Source organism: Pseudotabrizicola sediminis (assembly GCF_004745575.1).
GTDB lineage: Bacteria > Pseudomonadota > Alphaproteobacteria > Rhodobacterales > Rhodobacteraceae > Pseudotabrizicola > Pseudotabrizicola sediminis.
The window spans coordinates 232646-247382 of the sequence record NZ_RPEM01000003.1 but is presented as its reverse complement, the minus strand read 5'-3'; the positions used below and the strand labels follow the sequence as shown (position 1 = coordinate 247382).

At 65.8% G+C, this 14737-nt stretch carries 14 protein-coding genes; 1 reads left to right on the top strand and 13 read right to left on the bottom strand.

What is annotated here, in order from left to right:
* Window positions 1–4 precede the first annotated feature (4 nt).
* From EEB11_RS06055 to EEB11_RS06035, 5 genes are all read right to left on the bottom strand, one after another.
* Window positions 5–1207 (bottom strand): DUF1501 domain-containing protein, encoded by a 1203-nt coding sequence (locus EEB11_RS06055; protein ID WP_135429518.1) that lies wholly within the window; start codon window positions 1205–1207, stop codon window positions 5–7.
* A 3-nt stretch (window positions 1208–1210) separates the two neighbouring features.
* Window positions 1211–2572, bottom strand: a complete 1362-nt coding sequence (locus tag EEB11_RS06050) for a DUF1800 domain-containing protein (protein ID WP_245298787.1) — start codon at window positions 2570–2572, stop codon at window positions 1211–1213.
* 75 nt (window positions 2573–2647) lie between these two features.
* A complete protein-coding gene (locus tag EEB11_RS06045) occupies window positions 2648–3118 on the bottom strand; it encodes a DUF1993 family protein (protein WP_135429517.1) in 471 nt (156 codons plus the stop codon).
* Window positions 3118–4899, bottom strand: coding sequence for an aspartate--tRNA ligase (aspS, locus tag EEB11_RS06040; protein WP_135429516.1), 1782 nt, complete (start codon window positions 4897–4899; stop codon window positions 3118–3120). Before aspS ends, EEB11_RS06045 begins: the two co-directional genes overlap by 1 nt.
* 66 nt (window positions 4900–4965) lie before the next feature.
* On the bottom strand, window positions 4966–5709 hold the full coding sequence (locus tag EEB11_RS06035; RefSeq protein WP_135429515.1) for an esterase/lipase family protein: 744 nt from the start codon (window positions 5707–5709) through the stop codon (window positions 4966–4968).
* A gap of 77 nt (window positions 5710–5786) precedes the next feature.
* Here EEB11_RS06035 and EEB11_RS06030 point away from each other — a divergent pair, with 77 nt between their 5' ends.
* On the top strand, window positions 5787–6236 hold the full coding sequence (locus EEB11_RS06030; RefSeq protein ID WP_135429514.1) for an NUDIX domain-containing protein: 450 nt from the start codon (window positions 5787–5789) through the stop codon (window positions 6234–6236).
* Window positions 6237–6366: 130 nt separating this feature from the next.
* Here EEB11_RS06030 and dtd read toward each other — a convergent pair whose 3' ends face one another.
* The 8 genes from dtd to EEB11_RS05990 all read right to left on the bottom strand — a co-directional run bounded on the left by dtd (window position 6367) and on the right by EEB11_RS05990 (window position 14733).
* Complete coding sequence (gene dtd, locus EEB11_RS06025) at window positions 6367–6801, bottom strand: D-aminoacyl-tRNA deacylase (RefSeq protein ID WP_135429513.1); 435 nt, start codon at window positions 6799–6801, stop codon at window positions 6367–6369.
* On the bottom strand, window positions 6798–7721 hold the full coding sequence (locus EEB11_RS06020; protein WP_135429512.1) for a carbohydrate kinase family protein: 924 nt from the start codon (window positions 7719–7721) through the stop codon (window positions 6798–6800). The genes dtd and EEB11_RS06020 overlap by 4 nt, the downstream gene beginning before the upstream one ends.
* 79 nt (window positions 7722–7800) lie before the next feature.
* Window positions 7801–8886, bottom strand: a complete 1086-nt coding sequence (locus EEB11_RS06015; RefSeq protein WP_135429511.1) for a sensor histidine kinase — start codon at window positions 8884–8886, stop codon at window positions 7801–7803.
* Between the two features lie 73 nt (window positions 8887–8959).
* The gene (locus tag EEB11_RS06010) at window positions 8960–9934 is read right to left on the bottom strand and encodes a phosphoribosylaminoimidazolesuccinocarboxamide synthase (protein ID WP_135429510.1); all 975 of its coding nucleotides are present in this window, start codon (window positions 9932–9934) and stop codon (window positions 8960–8962) included.
* Between the two features lie 272 nt (window positions 9935–10206).
* Window positions 10207–11454 carry a lytic murein transglycosylase gene (locus tag EEB11_RS06005; protein WP_135429509.1) on the bottom strand — a complete coding sequence of 416 codons (1248 nt, stop codon included), beginning with the start codon at window positions 11452–11454 and terminating at the stop codon, window positions 10207–10209.
* A gap of 73 nt (window positions 11455–11527) precedes the next feature.
* On the bottom strand, window positions 11528–12625 hold the full coding sequence (locus EEB11_RS06000) for a TFIIB-type zinc ribbon-containing protein (protein WP_135429508.1): 1098 nt from the start codon (window positions 12623–12625) through the stop codon (window positions 11528–11530).
* 3 nt (window positions 12626–12628) lie between these two features.
* Complete coding sequence (locus EEB11_RS05995; protein WP_135429507.1) at window positions 12629–13732, bottom strand: SPFH domain-containing protein; 1104 nt, start codon at window positions 13730–13732, stop codon at window positions 12629–12631.
* A gap of 47 nt (window positions 13733–13779) precedes the next feature.
* Window positions 13780–14733 (bottom strand): DUF2927 domain-containing protein, encoded by a 954-nt coding sequence (locus tag EEB11_RS05990; protein ID WP_135429506.1) that lies wholly within the window; start codon window positions 14731–14733, stop codon window positions 13780–13782.
* Window positions 14734–14737 lie beyond the last annotated feature (4 nt).

Genomic DNA, 14737 nt, shown 5'->3' with positions numbered 1-14737 from the left:
CGGATCAGGCCAGAAGCCCGGGGTCGTCGCCCATGGTCAGGCCGGGGAAGATGTTGGATTCCAGCAGGGCGCGGTCAAAGCCATACATCCCGCGCATCGCATGCGCCGCCCAGGCCCGCACGTCGGATGTGGGCATCAGGTCGCGGCGTTGGTAGAGCGCGGCTTCGTCCAGCCCCGGCCACTGACCCATGATCCGCCCGCCACGCAGAGCCCCCCCCGCCATCAGCATCGCGCCCCCGGTGCCGTGGTCGGTTCCCTTGGAGCCGTTTTCGGCCACGGTGCGGCCGAATTCGGTCATCGCCAGCAGCAGGGTCTTGTCCCAGATCTGCGGGCCAAGGCGGTCGGCCAGCCGCAGCACCACCCGTTCCAGCCGCCGCAGCGGCGGGGTGATGCCGCCCTGCTGGTTGCGGTGGGTGTCCCAGCCGCTCAGCGAAAAGGCGGCGATGCGGGTGTCCTGGCCCAGACGGTCGGCGGCGAAATCGGTCAGCCGGTCGGTATCGGCCAGCGGGCCACCGGTGGGCGGGCTGGTCCTGCCGTTTGTCCGGGACAGGTCGATGTTTTCGGTGAGCGACAAGGCCTCTGTCGCCGCCTCGCGGAACAGGGTGTCGTCGTGGTAGATGTGGTCCAGCAGCAGACGGCTTTGCGCCGACAGATCCAGCCGCAGGTCGGGTTGCCAGTTGCTGACCGGGGCGGGGCCTTGCAGCAGCGGGGCAGAGGAGGTGCCGATGGCAAAGGCGGTCTGGGCGCGCAGGCCGGGCACTGCCTGCAGCATCCGGTTCAGCCAGCCATCGCGCACTGTGCCATCGGGCAGGTCAAGGCCGGTCCCGGCCTCCAGAATATCCTGCCCGTCGAAATGGCTGCGCTGGTCGCGGTAGGGGGTGGAGGTGGCCTGCACAAAGCCAAGCTGGCCTGCCTGCCACAGCGGCATCAGGCCCTCTAGCGTGGGGTTCAGGCTGAAATAGCCGGTCAGGTCAGGGCCTTGGGTGGTGGACAGCGTCGGGCGGTAGCGCGCAAACAGCGGGTCGCCGGTGGGGCGGACCAGATCGAGCCCGTCCATCGCGCCGCGCAGGATGACCACAACCAGCCGGTGATCGCCCAAGGGCGCGCTGCCATCCGATGCGGCCAGTGTCACGGTCGTCATCATCGGATGCGCGGCCAGCGAGCAGGCGGTGCCGGTGAGGGATTTGAGGAACAGGCGGCGATCCATGAATTACCTCCGGTTGAATTCGGGGCTGGCCAGCACCAGACCGACGGCTTCGCGGATGGTTTCCGACCTTGGTACCGCCCAGGCAAGCCGCTCGCCCAGATGGGTGCCCAGAGCGGTGGTCATCAGGGCGGCGGGGTCGGGCAGCGGGTTGACCAGCCGCGACGGCATGTCCATCGCCCAGGTGATGCGGGCGGCCATCGCCTCGGGTGTGATCCAGACCTCTGCCGCTTCGGGCCAGCCATCGGGGCCGGGGGGGCGCTGCCACGGCTGGCCCATGGCGGCCAGCGGGTGCAGGATCATCTGCCGGAACGCATCATCGGCCATGCGCATGACATCGGCCCCGTCCAGCCCAAGCGCGCGCAGGGCGGCGATTGTGAAATCAAAGGGTTGGCGGGCCTTTTCCTGCAGCCTGGACCATGAGGCGGGCTGGGTCAGCAGCGATTCTGCCACCGCCAGCAGATCGCCGCCGGAATTGCGCCACGCATCGGTGAGCGCCTGCACCAGACCCTCGTTCGGCTGGTCTGCCACGAAATGCACTGCCAGCTTGCGCGCGACATGGGCGGCGGTGGCGGGGTGTTCGGCCAGATCTTCCAGCGCCTTGAGCACGGTTTCCAGCTTGTCGCCGTCATAGATTTTGCCCAGCACGGTTTCAGGGCCCGGTTCGGCGCGGCGGGGGTCGAAGGTGGGGCCCTTTTTGCCGACGGTCAGGCCGGTCAGCAGTTCGGCCATCTGCGTCACATCATCCTGCCCATAGCCGCTGCCGACGGTGTGCAGTTCGAGGAGTTCGCGGGCGAGGTTTTCGTTCAGCCCCTTGGTGCGGCGCTGCCCGATGCGCGAGTTGGGGCCAAAGCTGGCCGATTGGTCCAGATAGCCCAGCATCGCCGGGTGCTGGATCACGGCCTTGAGCATATCGGCAAAGCGGTCGGTGACATAGGGGCGGATCGCCTCTTCCACCAGCGTGGCGGGCAGCGGGCTGTCGCGGCGCGAGCGGGCCACGGTCGTGAAATGATCGGCCCAGAACTGCACGAGGCGTTCGCGGAACCCGTCGGGTGCATCCAGCGCCCGGGCGATGGTGGTTTTGGCGGCCAGCAGGGTGACGCCTTCCAGCCGGGCGATGGCCTGACGATAATCTTGCCGGGCGGTTTTTGCCGCCTCGCCCGTCGCGCGGCGCGAGGTGCGCAGCATGGTATCGGCGCGCAGAAGGGTTTCGGTCAGGTCCGCCAGTTGCGGGCCGGGGTATTTGGTGGCCATGGTATCGGCACCGCGCAGCACGGCCAGCATCGATGCCGGTTCGGATGGCGCGTTGGCGGGCAGCGGCAGGCCGTAGCCAAAGCGGAATGCTGCGGTGGTGCTGTCCTGAGTCATCGGGCCGTCCTGAAGGTCGGGGGATCATAGGCTGAAACGCGCGCCATTGCACCGTCTGTCGGTGCGCTGCAGCGGTCAGTCAAACCGGAAATCATCCGGATAGGCGTGAAACCCGTCAAAATCGCCTTTGCCCAAGAGAACGCCAGAGGCGCGGAGCGAGGCGTAACCCATTGTCATATGAAAGAAAAAGTTCGGAAGGCCGTAAAGAAACACAAAGTCATGCGCGGGTTGTTCCAGATCGGTAAAACCTGCGCGATGGCTGATGATCCGGTCTGCCGCGCCGTCGAATTCGGCCAGTTTCATCGCGCCAAGGGTGGCGCGGGCCACCGCCATGCGGGGCGCAAGGGCGGTGGGAAGGTCGGGCACCGGGCGGCCCGCAAGGGGGCAGGCGATGCGCAGGGTAAACCCTGCGGCGGTGGCGAAATGCTGGCTGGCGGTAAAGCTGTCGCCGATCTGCGCCGTCATCGCCGCGCGCCCCGCCTTGTCCACGATCCCGCCCATCTGGGCGAGGTAGTGGCGAAAGACGGGGACGGTGGCGTGATACATCAGGCGTCTTTCGGCAGCACGCGCAGGCGCAGTTCGCGCAGCTGGTCGTTTGTCGGGTCAGACGGCGCGTTCATCAGCAGGTCTTCGGCGCGCTGGTTCATCGGGAACATGATGACCTCGCGGATGTTGGTGGTGTCGGCCAGCAGCATTACGATGCGGTCAATGCCCGCCGCACAGCCGCCGTGGGGCGGGGCACCGTATTTGAACGCCTTGACCATGCCGCCAAAGCGCTTTTCCACTTCGGAGTTCGGGTAGCCCGCCAGTTCAAACGCCTTGAACATGATTTCCGGCTTGTGGTTGCGGATGCCGCCCGACAGCAGCTCATACCCGTTGCAGGCAAGGTCATACTGGTAGGCGTAAACGTCGAGCGGGTTGCCCATCAGCGCGTCCATCCCGCCTTGCGGCATCGAGAACGGGTTGTGGCTGAAGTCGATCTTGCCGTCGTCGGTCTTCTCATACATCGGGAAATCGACGATCCAGGCGAAGCGGAAGGTGTCTTTCTCGGTCAGGCCGAGTTCTTCACCGATCACATTGCGGGCGCGGCCGGCGACGGACTCGAAGGCGTCGGGCTTGCCGCCGAGGAAGAAGGCGGCGTCGCCAAGGCCGAGGCCAAGCTGCTGGCGGATGGCTTCGGTGCGTTCTGGGCCGATGTTTTTCGCAAGGGGGCCTGCGGCTTCCATGCCGGATTTGTCTTCGGCTTCACGCCAGAAGATATACCCCATGCCCGGCAACCCCTGTTGCTGAGCAAAGGCATTCATGCGGTCGCAGAATTTGCGGCTGCCGCCTTTGGGGGCGGGGATGGCGCGGATCTGGGTGCCGTCCTGCTCCAGCAGTTTGGCGAAGACGGCGAAGCCGGAGCCTGCGAAATGGTCGGACACCACCTGCATCTTGATCGGGTTGCGCAGGTCGGGTTTGTCGGAGCCGTACCACAGCAGCGAGTCGCGATAGGCGATGCGGGGCCAGTTGGCATCGACCGGCTTTTCGGGGGCGAATTCCTGGAACAACCCTTGGATCACCGGCTGGACCACGGCGAACACGTCTTCCTGTTCGACAAAGCTCATCTCGATGTCGAGCTGGTAGAAATCGGTGGGCGAGCGGTCGGCGCGGGGGTCTTCGTCGCGGAAGCAGGGCGCGATCTGGAAATAGCGGTCGAAACCGGCGACCATGATCAGCTGTTTGAACTGCTGCGGGGCTTGGGGCAGGGCGTAAAACTTGCCCGGATGCAGGCGCGACGGCACGAGGAAATCGCGCGCGCCTTCGGGGCTGCTGGCGGTGATGATCGGCGTCTGGAATTCGTTGAACCCCATGTCCCACATGCGGTTGCGCAAGCTGCGCACCACGTTAGAGCGCAGCATCATGTTGCGGTGCATGCCGTCGCGGCGCAGATCGAGGAAGCGGTAGGTGAGGCGGGTTTCCTCGGGGTATTCGGTTTCGCCGAACACCGGCATCGGCAGCTCTGCCGCCTCGCCCAGCACGGTGATGCCGGTGGCGTAAACCTCAATCTCGCCTGTGGGCAGCTTGGGGTTGATCAGCGTGGCGTCGCGGGCCTTGACCCGGCCTTCGACCTGAATGACCCATTCGGCCCGCACTTTTTCAATGGCGGAAAAGGCCGGGCTGTCGCTGTCGGCGATGATCTGGGTGATGCCGTAATGATCGCGCAGGTCGATGAACAGCACGCCACCATGATCGCGCACCCGGTGCACCCAGCCCGACAGGCGGATGGTGTCACCGACATGGGCGGTGTTCAGGGCGGCGCAGGTATGGCTGCGATAGGCGTGCATCGGTATTCCCCTTTCAAGGGTTCAGATCTTTGCGCCGATACACCCTTCCGCGCGGGTGAAGTCAAGCTAGTCCTGTGAAAACAGGTCTTCCACCGCCCGCGCATAGGTCAGCCCCGGATCAAAGGCGCCAGTGCGCAGAAACAGGATGGTTTCGCGCAGCACGACCGGGTTCATCATCAAGAAGGTATGGGTGGCGGGAAGGGTCAGGTGGGCGGTCATGCCATCGAGGCGGGTGGAGGCCACGCTGACCTTGCCATCATCGGGGCCGGGGATCAGGCTGGAATAGACCGGGTTGAGCGACTGGTTGCCCGCGATGATGCCCAGCGGATAGTCGGGCGCGGGCAGGGTCAGTGGGATGGACCCCGCGTCGGTGCCAAGCTGTGCGCCTGCCGGGCCGTTGAGCCAGCCGAAGGGGGCAATGCCGCCAAACGCATCCACCAGTTCAGACCCCTGATTGGGCGGGGCCAGCATCACCACGCGGCCAAGGGCCTCGGGGCGGGTGTCTGACAGATACTGCCGCACCAGAATGCCGCCCATCGAATGGGTGACGAAATGCACCGCTTCGCCTTCGGTCAGGGCGCAGGCCGTGACGCCGTCGCCGACAAAGGTGGCCAGATCGGAAATCGGGGCCGAAGTCGAGGGATAGGACTGGTTGACGGTGCGAAACCCCGCCCCGTTGAGCGCCTGTGCCATCAGCATGAACGAGGCATCAGAGCGCGCCAGCCCGTGCAGGAGCACCACGCAATCGGCCTGCGCGGGCAGGGCTGCGGGCGCGGCAAGCAGGAGGGACAGGCCAAGGATACGGATCATGCAGTGAACATGACCCTTGGGCGGCGCGATGCCAAGGGGGAGTGGACAAACGGAGCGCAACGTCACAGGCTGCGGCCATGTCACACCGCACGCCCCGCCTTGCCACCCGCGCGCTGATCCTTGCCGATGACCGGCTGCTTTTGGTGAACGCCTATCGCGGCGGGATCTCGGACCTATGGTGCGCGCCGGGCGGTGGCGCGGTGGTGGGCCAGTCGCTGCATGACAACCTGAAGCGCGAGATCTGGGAAGAGACCGGGTTGACGGTTGCGGTCGGCGCGCCCTGTCTGGTGAACGAATTCCACGACCCGAAGCGCGGGTTTCATCAGGTGGATCTGTATTTCCGCTGTGAGGTTGTGGGCGGGCAGATCAGCGAGTTGTGGCGCGACCCCGAGGGTGTGGTGACCGAGCGGCGGTTTTTCAGCCGGGAAGAATTGCGCGGGATCAGGTTCAAGCCCGACAGCCTGCCCGATGCGGCCTGGGGGAGTGGCGAGAGCCTGTATGATCCGCTGGAGCTGATTATGCGGTAGGATTTACGCGTGGTGCTTGCGGAAACTCCGGGGCTCTGCCCCCAAGCCCATCGGTTTCTCGGACCGATGGCGAAACCAATGGGCTTACCCGGGATATTTATGAACAGATAATGACCAAGGGCCGCGGGGCTTACAGGTCGAGCCAGATGGTGACCGGGCCGTCGTTGATCAGGCTGACCGCCATGTCGGCGCCAAAGATGCCGTTGGCGGTGGGGATGCCGAGGGCTTTGAGGCGGTTCGTGAAATGCTCATAGAGGCGTTTGCCATCATCAGGGGCGGCGGCGGTGGAAAAGCCGGGACGGTTGCCGCGCAGATCGGCGGCGAGGGTGAATTGCGACACGATCAGCGCGGAACCTGCGATGTCGGTGACCGAGCGGTTCATCTTGCCCTGATCATCCTTGAAGATGCGCAGCTTGGCGATCTTGGCGGCCATGGCATCGGCCTGCGCCTCGGTATCGCCCGCCATGGCGCAGATCAGGATAAGAAGGCCCGGACCGATCTCGCCGGTGACCGCGCCGTCAACGCTGACCGAGGCGTGGCTGACCCGCTGGACGAGCCCCCTCACAGCTCATTGGCCCAGGGCGGGTTGGCCCCGGGGCGGCTGACGGTGATGGCGGCGGCACGGGTGCCGAGCGACAGGGCGGCGTCAAGCGTGGCGTCCGTCAGGCTGGCGATGGCGGTTTTGGTCAGCGCGCCGGCGCTGTGCAGCGCAGCCAGTGCGCCCGCGTTGAAGGTATCACCAGCGCCGACGGTATCGGCGACGGTGACAGGGGTTGCGGCGACGAAGCGGTTTTGCGTGGCGGTCAGGGCGCGGGCACCGGCGGCCCCTTCGGTGATGAACACCAACTTTGGCCCGGTCGCGATGATCTGCCGCGCGAGCGTGGCGATATCACCCGCGCCCATCAGCCAGTGCAGGTCTTCGTCCGACAGCTTGACGATATCGGCTCGGGCGATCATCCGGGTGACGCGGGCGCGGTAGGTGTCTTCCTGACCGGCGATGAAGCCGGGGCGGATGTTGGGGTCGATCATGGTGATGCGGGTGGCGGATTCGCGCGCCTGCAACGCCTCGTAGGTGCTGGCGGCGGGGTCGTTCACCAGCGAGATGCCACCGAAGAACAGGGTGCTGACGGTATCGGGCAGGCTGGGCAGCTGTCCCTGCGACAGCATGCGCCCGGCGGTGCCTTCGTCATAGAAGGCATAGGTCGCCTGACCCTCTACCAGCTTTACAAAGGCCACCGTGGTGGGCCGCCCGGACCGGGCGAGATACCGGATATCGACCTGCGAGGCGGTGAGCGTCTCGGCCAGAATTTCGCCCAGCATGTCGGTGGAGACACCCGAGAAGAAAGCCGAAGGCGCGCCCAGACGGCCAAGGGCGATGGCGGTGTTGAACACGGCCCCGCCGGCATAGGGGGCAAAGCAGGCCTCGCCGCTGGTGGCGGTGCGGGGCAGCATGTCGATCAGGGCTTCGCCACAGCTGAGAATCATCGGGGCCTCCGGCGGGGGTCATTAGGGCATATGTTGGCGGGCATCATATCCGCTAAGGCGGTGTTAGCGCAAACACTGGTTATGTCTGGGGCGAGAAGGTCAAGGTTGCGGTCATGGTTTGCGCCGCAAACTGCCAGTCCAGCCCGCCCGCCAGCGTGGAGGCATAGGTTTCGCAGATCATCGTGCCAAGGCCGGAGGCGGCATTGCCAGCGGGCGGGCGGGCTTGGCTGGCGGCATTGACAACACGCAGGACGGCGGCAGGCCCGGTTTGCTGCAGATGGACGGTTACCGGGCCCGCCCCGCTGCCGTGGCGCACGGCGTTGGCCACCAGCTCGCTGACGATGATGCACAGGGCCGCGGCGCGTTCGGACAGCATGGTCAGATCATCATCGGTGGCGGCGCTGAAGTGGACCTGACGGTCGTAGGACAAGGAAAACTCGGCGCAAAGCCGCTGCAACAGGGGCACGACGGCAATTGAACGCAAATCGCTGCTGGATTGCAGCTGTTCATGCACCCGCGCGATGGAGGCCACGCGACGCGCCGCCTCGTCCAGCGCGGCGCGCACGCTGTCGGACGAGCGCCGGGCCTGCAGGCGCAGGATCGCCGCGACCTGCGACAGGCTGTTCTTGACCCGGTGATCGACTTCGCGCATCAGAAAGTCACGCTGGATCAGGATTTCGGATTTTTCGGCCAGTTCGCGTTCCAGATCCTTGGCATAGGCGATCTGTTCGCGTTCACGCAGCACCCGTTCGGTGATGTCGCGCGAGGCGGCCAGCAGTTTGTGAACCCCGCCATCTGCCCCGCGGATCGGCAGCACCGAGACGTTCCACCATTTCACGGTGCCTTTTACGGTGGGGCATTCGGCCTCGAACACCACCCGCTCGCCCTTGCGGGCGCGGCAGAGCGCGTCTTCGAGGGTGGGACGCAGGGGGGCAGGCCACATGTCGGGCCAGAACCGACCGCCGACCGCGTCGAACGCGTCAATCTCCAACGCGTGCATGCCGTTTTCGTTCATGAAGGTCAGGACGCCGTCAGGTTCAAGCAGTTTAAGGCAGTCCTGCGAGGTGTTGAGGATGGACAGCAGGAAATCTGCCTCCCTCCCGCCCATGACGGTCAGGGATAGACGATCGCCGGTTTCCGGCATGACACTCCGTTCGATCATCATATCCCGATTTGTTAAGGTCTGTTAATTCCGGTTCAGATTAGGCACTGCACCGGTCTTTGCAAGGCGGATGACGTCAGACAAACCATGGCGACAGATTGGCGCGGATCCGGTCGAGCGGGGTCGGGCCGGAGGTGTCGCCGTGGAAGGTGTGGCCGGTGATCGCCTCATAGGCTTCGACATAGACCTGGGCGGTATGCGCGATGATCTCGGCGGGGATATCGGGGATCGGGTCGGTGTAGGGATCGCAGCGCGCGGCGACCCAGGACCGGATGACATCCTTGTCAAAGCTGGGCGGGCGGGTGCCCGCCTCAAACGCCGCGGCATAGCCGTCGGCGCGCCAGTAGCGGCTGGAATCGGGGGTGTGGATTTCGTCGGCAAGCAGGATGCGGCCTTCGGAGTCGGTGCCGAATTCGTATTTGGTATCGGCAAGGATCAGCCCGCGCTCTGCCGCCATCTTCTGACCGCGCGCAAAGAGGGCGAGGGCATGGGCCGAAACCTCGTCCCATTGCGCGGGGGTCAGCAGGCCCTGTGCCAGGATCTCGTCTGCGGTGAGCGGTTCGTCATGGCCGCCGTCAAAGGCCTTGGAGGTGGGGGTGATGATCGGCTGTGCCAGCGGCTGGTTGTCGCGCATCCCGTCGGGCAGGGTGTGGCCGTAAAGCTTGCGATGCCCGGCACGGTATTGGGTGAGCACCGAAGTGGAGGTGGTGCCGGCCAGATAGCCGCGCACCACGATTTCCACCGGCAGGATGGTGACGTGGCTGCCGATCACCACGTTCGGATCGGGATAGCCCAGCACGTGATTGGGGCAGATATCGGCGGTATGGTCGAACCAGAAGCGCGCGGTCTGGGTCAGCACCTGCCCCTTGTAGGGGATGGCGGCGAGGATGCGGTCGAAGGCGGAAATCCGGTCGGAAGAGATCAGGATGCGGCGTCCGCCCGGATGGTCTGCTGTGGGCGGCAGATCGTAGCAATCGCGCACCTTGCCGAAATAGGGCTTGGGAAGTTCGGGGATACGGGCGTGGGGCAGAACGCGGGACAGATCAAGCATCAGAGCCTCCGGTCGGGGATAGAGCGCTATTGCGCGGGTGGGGCGGCGGAGTCAACGCCCCGGCGGGGTACGCGGGGCCATGGTGGATCTGAAGGAGCGGCTGCGCCGCGTTGTTTTTGTCTCGTCGCGCGCGTGCCGCGCGTCTCCTCGGGTGCGCGCACCCCGCGCGGGGGAGGTGGGAAAGCAGCAATCATTAGAACACACCGTTGGCATGACTGCTTCGCAAATATGCGCTGGGGGTGCGGGGAGCGGAAAGCCCCCCGTGCGCCGGTTCAGCCGCCGAGGGTTTGCAAGAGGCTGCGCGAGGGTTCGCCGGTGACGGGCAGGCCGCGGGCGCGCTGAAAGCCTTCGATTGCGGCGCGGGTCTTGGCACCGATGACGCCGTCGCTGCCTTCGGTGTCAAAGCCTGCGGCGGTCAGGCGGCGTTGCAGATCCTGGCGGTCGGCAATGGTCATGCCGGTGGCATCTGGCGGGAAGTTGCCCCGGATGGGCCCGCCGCCGCGCAGCCGGTCTGACAGGTGGCCGACGCCGATGACGTAGTTGACCGCGTTGTTGTAGCGGGCGATGGCGTTGAAATTGTTGAAGATCAGGAAGGCCGGGCCACCCGCCCCCTGCGGGATGAGGATGGAGCCTGCGCCGTGGTTGGGCAGGCGGCCGCCGTCGGCGGTGGTCACGCCCATCGCCGACCAGTCCGCCGGGTTGCGGCCCTTGCCGCGCCCGGTGACGGCGGTGTTGAAGCCAGATGGCAGGCGCACCTCGACCCCCCAGGGTTGGCCCTTGCGCCAGCCGGAGCGTGACAGGTACGCGGCGGCAGAGGCCAGCGCATCGGTCGGGTCATCGGCCCAGATGTCGCGCCGCCCGTCGCCGGTGAAATCGACGGCGAATTCCAGATAGCTGGTCGGGATGAACTGGGTGTGGCCCATGGCACCCGCCCAGCTGCCGGTCATGTTGGCGGGGGTGGTGTCGCCGTTTTGCAGGATGCGCAGGGCGGCGGTGAGCTGTTGTTCAAAGAACGCGCCGCGTCGCCCGTCATAGGCGAGGGTTGCGAGCGCCGAGATCACCGGCACGGTGCCGCGCCGTTCGCCATACTGGCTTTCCAGACCCCAGACGGCGGTGACTACTTCGGCCTCGACCCCGTAGCGGGCCTCGATTGCGGCCAAGGTGCCGCGATGGCGGGCCAATGCGGCGCGGCCCTTGGCGATACGGTCGGGGCTGGCGGCGATGGCGAGGTAATCTTCCAGCGTGCGGGTGAATTCGGTCTGGTTGCGGTCACGCTCCACCACGCCGGGCAGGAAGCCTGCACTGCGGAAGGCGGTGTCGATGGTGGATTGCGACAGGCCCCGGCTGGCGGCGCGGGATTTGTAGCTGGTGACCCAGGCGTCAAAGCCCGCATTGGGCACCGGCGACATGCCGGGGTCCGGCCCGCGCGAGACGACGGAACCCGTACCGCCACCACCGACGCAGCCGGAAAGCCACAGGGCCCCGAGGCCCAAAACAACTGCGCGTCTGTTCATCTGCATGGCCTGCCCTTTGATTTCTTATTGTCGCATGATTCTAGACGAATGTGGCGGGGTCGGAAAGGGCGGGCCTATCCTACATCTCGCTCAGATACGCGAACCCGCCGATGAGGATGGCGGCGGCGATGACGGCGAAGGCGATCTTCCACGCCGAATAGGGGCGTTCGCCCTGCACCTTGCCGGTCTGGCCGTTCACGACAAAGCGGTAGGTCTTGCCGTTGTATTTATAGGCGGCCATCCAGATCGGCAGCAGGATGTGCTTGAACGTCTCGGCCGAATAGGCGGTGTCGACCCGGTCGATGCGCTGTTCATCGCCGCCGATGTCGTGGCGGATGTCCTGCGCGATCTGGGCGGCCATCACCTGATGCGCGATGGTCTGGCCATCGCCGAGGCTGACGGTGTAGCCCTCAGACGTGAAGCCTGCGAGGTAATCGGGCGAATAGGGCACCAGCGCGCCCAGATCCCACGGGGCCAGCGCATCGGTATAGCGGCGCGGCAGCGAGGCGCTGGCCAGCACCAGCACATCATCGAACCGGCGCGAGACCCAGCCCGAGGCGGATTGCCAGCGGGTCTTGCGCACCTGCTGTTGCTGCCGCTGGTTCTTGCCGTTGACCTGCACGGTCACGGTGCGGGTTTCATAGTAATGGGTGCCGCGCGCGCCGGAATAGCGGCTGCGGGTGGCGGCATCATAGGTCCAGTAGGGAACGTAGAGGCCCGAAAGAGTGCGGCCCTTACGCGCGTATTCCACCAGGCTGTTCGGGGCAAACCACAGGCTGCCCAGCCAGTTCACCATCGCCTCGCGTCCCTGCCGTTCGGTCAGGGCAAAGGGCAGCACGGCCTGCGGTTTGATCAGGCGCTCTGTGCCGGTGCCGATGGCCACCGGGGTGGCGCAGAACGGGCATTCGGTGGCGTGTTCGGCCCCGTGGAATTCCACCTGCGCGCCGCAGGAGGGGCAGGGGGTGATGCGCACCTCTTCCATATCGGCAGGGGGCAGGTCGTCTTGCAGGGCGCGGTTCAGATCAAGCTCTGCCAGTGCGGTCTGCCGGGCGGCGGGCGCGTCGGGCAGGGCCTGCACATGGCCGCAATGATCGCATTTCAGCGCGGTATCGCCGGGCGAAAAACGCAGGTCTGCGCCGCAGCTTTCGCAGGGCCAGCGGTGGTCTTGGTCGGGCATGCTTTACGGCGCGGGCGGGGGGGGCGGGACAGAGTCGAACAGGCGGCTCAGCGGGGTGTCGCTGGCCGTTTTCCAGCCGTCCTGCCCGGCGGTCCAGACCATGCTGGCGCGGGTGATCTGGCCTGTGGCGGCCATGGCGGAAAGGGTGGCTTCGTCAAACGGGCCTTTGGTCGCGCCGTTTTCGGCCAGATGCCAGACCGCTGCGGCGGCCGGCGGTGGCGGCGGCGGTGCCGCTGCGGCCGGGATGGTGGCGGGTGGGGCACCCCATGGGCCGGCGGCTTGCGCCATTGCCGCGCCCATTCCGGCAGCCATGCCCGCGCCTATCATCGCGCCTGCGCCCGATGCGGGGTTGGCGATGCCTTCGGCGGCGTTGAACTGCATGTATTTGTTCAGATCCCCTGCGATGCCGACCGAGGTGCGCTTGTCGAGCACCTTTTCGACCTCTTCCGGCAGGCTGATGTTTTCGATGTAGAATTCCGGCAGGGTCAGGCCGTATTCGGCCACCAGCGGGTTGATCGCGGTGGTGATGATCTTGCCCATATCGGCGGTGTTGGCCGCCATGTCGAGCACCGGAATGCCGGAGGATGCGATGGTCCGGCTGAACTCCTGCACGATGATGTTGCGGATCTGGTAGGACACTTCATCGGCGGTGAATTCGCCATCGGTGCCGACGATTTCGCGCAGAAACACCGCCGGATCGCTGACGCGCATGGAATAGGTGCCAAAGGCGCGGATCCGCACGGGCCCGAATTCCGGGTCGCGGGTCATGATCGGGTTCTTGGTGCCCCACTTCTGGTCGTTGAAGCGGGTGGTGTTGATGAAATACACCTCGGACTTGAACGGGCTGGAAAAGCCGTGATCCCAGTGCTGCAGGGTGGTCATCACCGGCATGTTGTTGGTTTCCAGCATGTAGAGGCCGGGGCCGAAGACATCGGCCAGCTGCCCTTCATGCACGAAGACCGCCGCCTGACCTTCGCGCACGGTCAGCTTGGCCCCGTATTTGATGGCCTGCCCCCGGCGTTCAAACCGCCAGACCATCGTGTCGCGGGTGTCATCCAGAAAGGAAATGACGTCGATGAATTCGCCTTTGAGGAAATCGAATACCATGGCACTTCTCCGTTGGGTCCGGTCTGATCGTCATGCCGGGGGTGGGGTCAACTTTCGCCGCCCATCAGCGCGCGCGCAAGGGATTCGACAATGGGCCGCGCCTCTGCCTCGGCCATGCCGGTGCGCAGGGCGGGGTTGTAGAGCATGCGCAGCATCAGCTCGTCCTGCCCGGTCAGCAGGGCAAATTCCTCGTCATCGTTGAAGATCGACGGACGCGCGCGCGGGCTGTCATTGGCAAGGCCCATGGCTTGCGCGATTTCTTCATGCATGCAGGACAGGCGCAACAGGTCGGGATGTTCGGCCCGGATCACCGCGAAGGCGCGGGTATAGCGGCCCGAGTTGCCTTCGGACATGGCATAGACCAGACAATAGGTGGATATCGGCATGTTGGTGATGCCCGCAACCTCACCCGCCGACAGGCCGGGCAGGGCGGCGGATGCGACCGGGCCAAGCGCGCGGCGTTCGTCTTCGTTCACGATGTACACGTAGAAGTTCGGGGCTGCATCGTTCAACGCAATGGGGTGGCCGGTCAGGCGGCTGAGGCGGGCGAGGTAGGACCGCACACGCGCGGTATCGGTAGCGCGGGCGCTGGGGCTGACCGAGGCACCAAAACGCAGGCCGACCCGCACCGGGGTTTCCCAGCGGCGCAACCGGCTGGGAGCCTCGCGCTGGACCGGACCCGCATTGCCGCGCACATATTCGTCGTAAAGGGCGATGCGGATGAAGTTTTCCGCCAGCATCCGGTCGGTAAAGGGCGTGTCGCGCCCGCCGCCATCGGTGCGCAGCAACCCGTTGGACAAAAGATCTGCCTGCACCCGGGCGAAATGCAGACGCACGGCCTGACTTGCGGCCGAGGGCGGCATTTGCGGCACCACCACCGCCGCAGGGCGCGCGGGTGCGTTGGGTGATGTGCGCGGCGCCTGTGGGCTGGCCACGCAGCCCACAAGCGCCAGACCGCACAGGGCGGACACGGTACTACGGAAAACAGCGGAAACGCGCATAGGG

Coding starts and splice junctions, on each gene's coding strand:
- EEB11_RS06005 (WP_135429509.1), bottom strand. CDS start 11,454: ATGCAGATGAACAGACGCGCAGTTGTTTTGGGCCTCGGGGCCCTGTGG.
- EEB11_RS05990 (WP_135429506.1), bottom strand. CDS start 14,733: ATGCGCGTTTCCGCTGTTTTCCGTAGTACCGTGTCCGCCCTGTGCGGT.
- EEB11_RS06050 (WP_245298787.1), bottom strand. CDS start 2,572: ATGACTCAGGACAGCACCACCGCAGCATTCCGCTTTGGCTACGGCCTG.
- EEB11_RS06035 (WP_135429515.1), bottom strand. CDS start 5,709: ATGATCCGTATCCTTGGCCTGTCCCTCCTGCTTGCCGCGCCCGCAGCC.
- aspS (WP_135429516.1), bottom strand. CDS start 4,899: ATGCACGCCTATCGCAGCCATACCTGCGCCGCCCTGAACACCGCCCAT.
- EEB11_RS06045 (WP_135429517.1), bottom strand. CDS start 3,118: ATGTATCACGCCACCGTCCCCGTCTTTCGCCACTACCTCGCCCAGATG.
- EEB11_RS06000 (WP_135429508.1), bottom strand. CDS start 12,625: ATGCCCGACCAAGACCACCGCTGGCCCTGCGAAAGCTGCGGCGCAGAC.
- EEB11_RS05995 (WP_135429507.1), bottom strand. CDS start 13,732: ATGGTATTCGATTTCCTCAAAGGCGAATTCATCGACGTCATTTCCTTT.
- EEB11_RS06030 (WP_135429514.1), top strand. CDS start 5,787: ATGTCACACCGCACGCCCCGCCTTGCCACCCGCGCGCTGATCCTTGCC.
- EEB11_RS06015 (WP_135429511.1), bottom strand. CDS start 8,886: ATGATGATCGAACGGAGTGTCATGCCGGAAACCGGCGATCGTCTATCC.
- EEB11_RS06010 (WP_135429510.1), bottom strand. CDS start 9,934: ATGCTTGATCTGTCCCGCGTTCTGCCCCACGCCCGTATCCCCGAACTT.
- EEB11_RS06020 (WP_135429512.1), bottom strand. CDS start 7,721: ATGATTCTCAGCTGTGGCGAAGCCCTGATCGACATGCTGCCCCGCACC.
- EEB11_RS06055 (WP_135429518.1), bottom strand. CDS start 1,207: ATGGATCGCCGCCTGTTCCTCAAATCCCTCACCGGCACCGCCTGCTCG.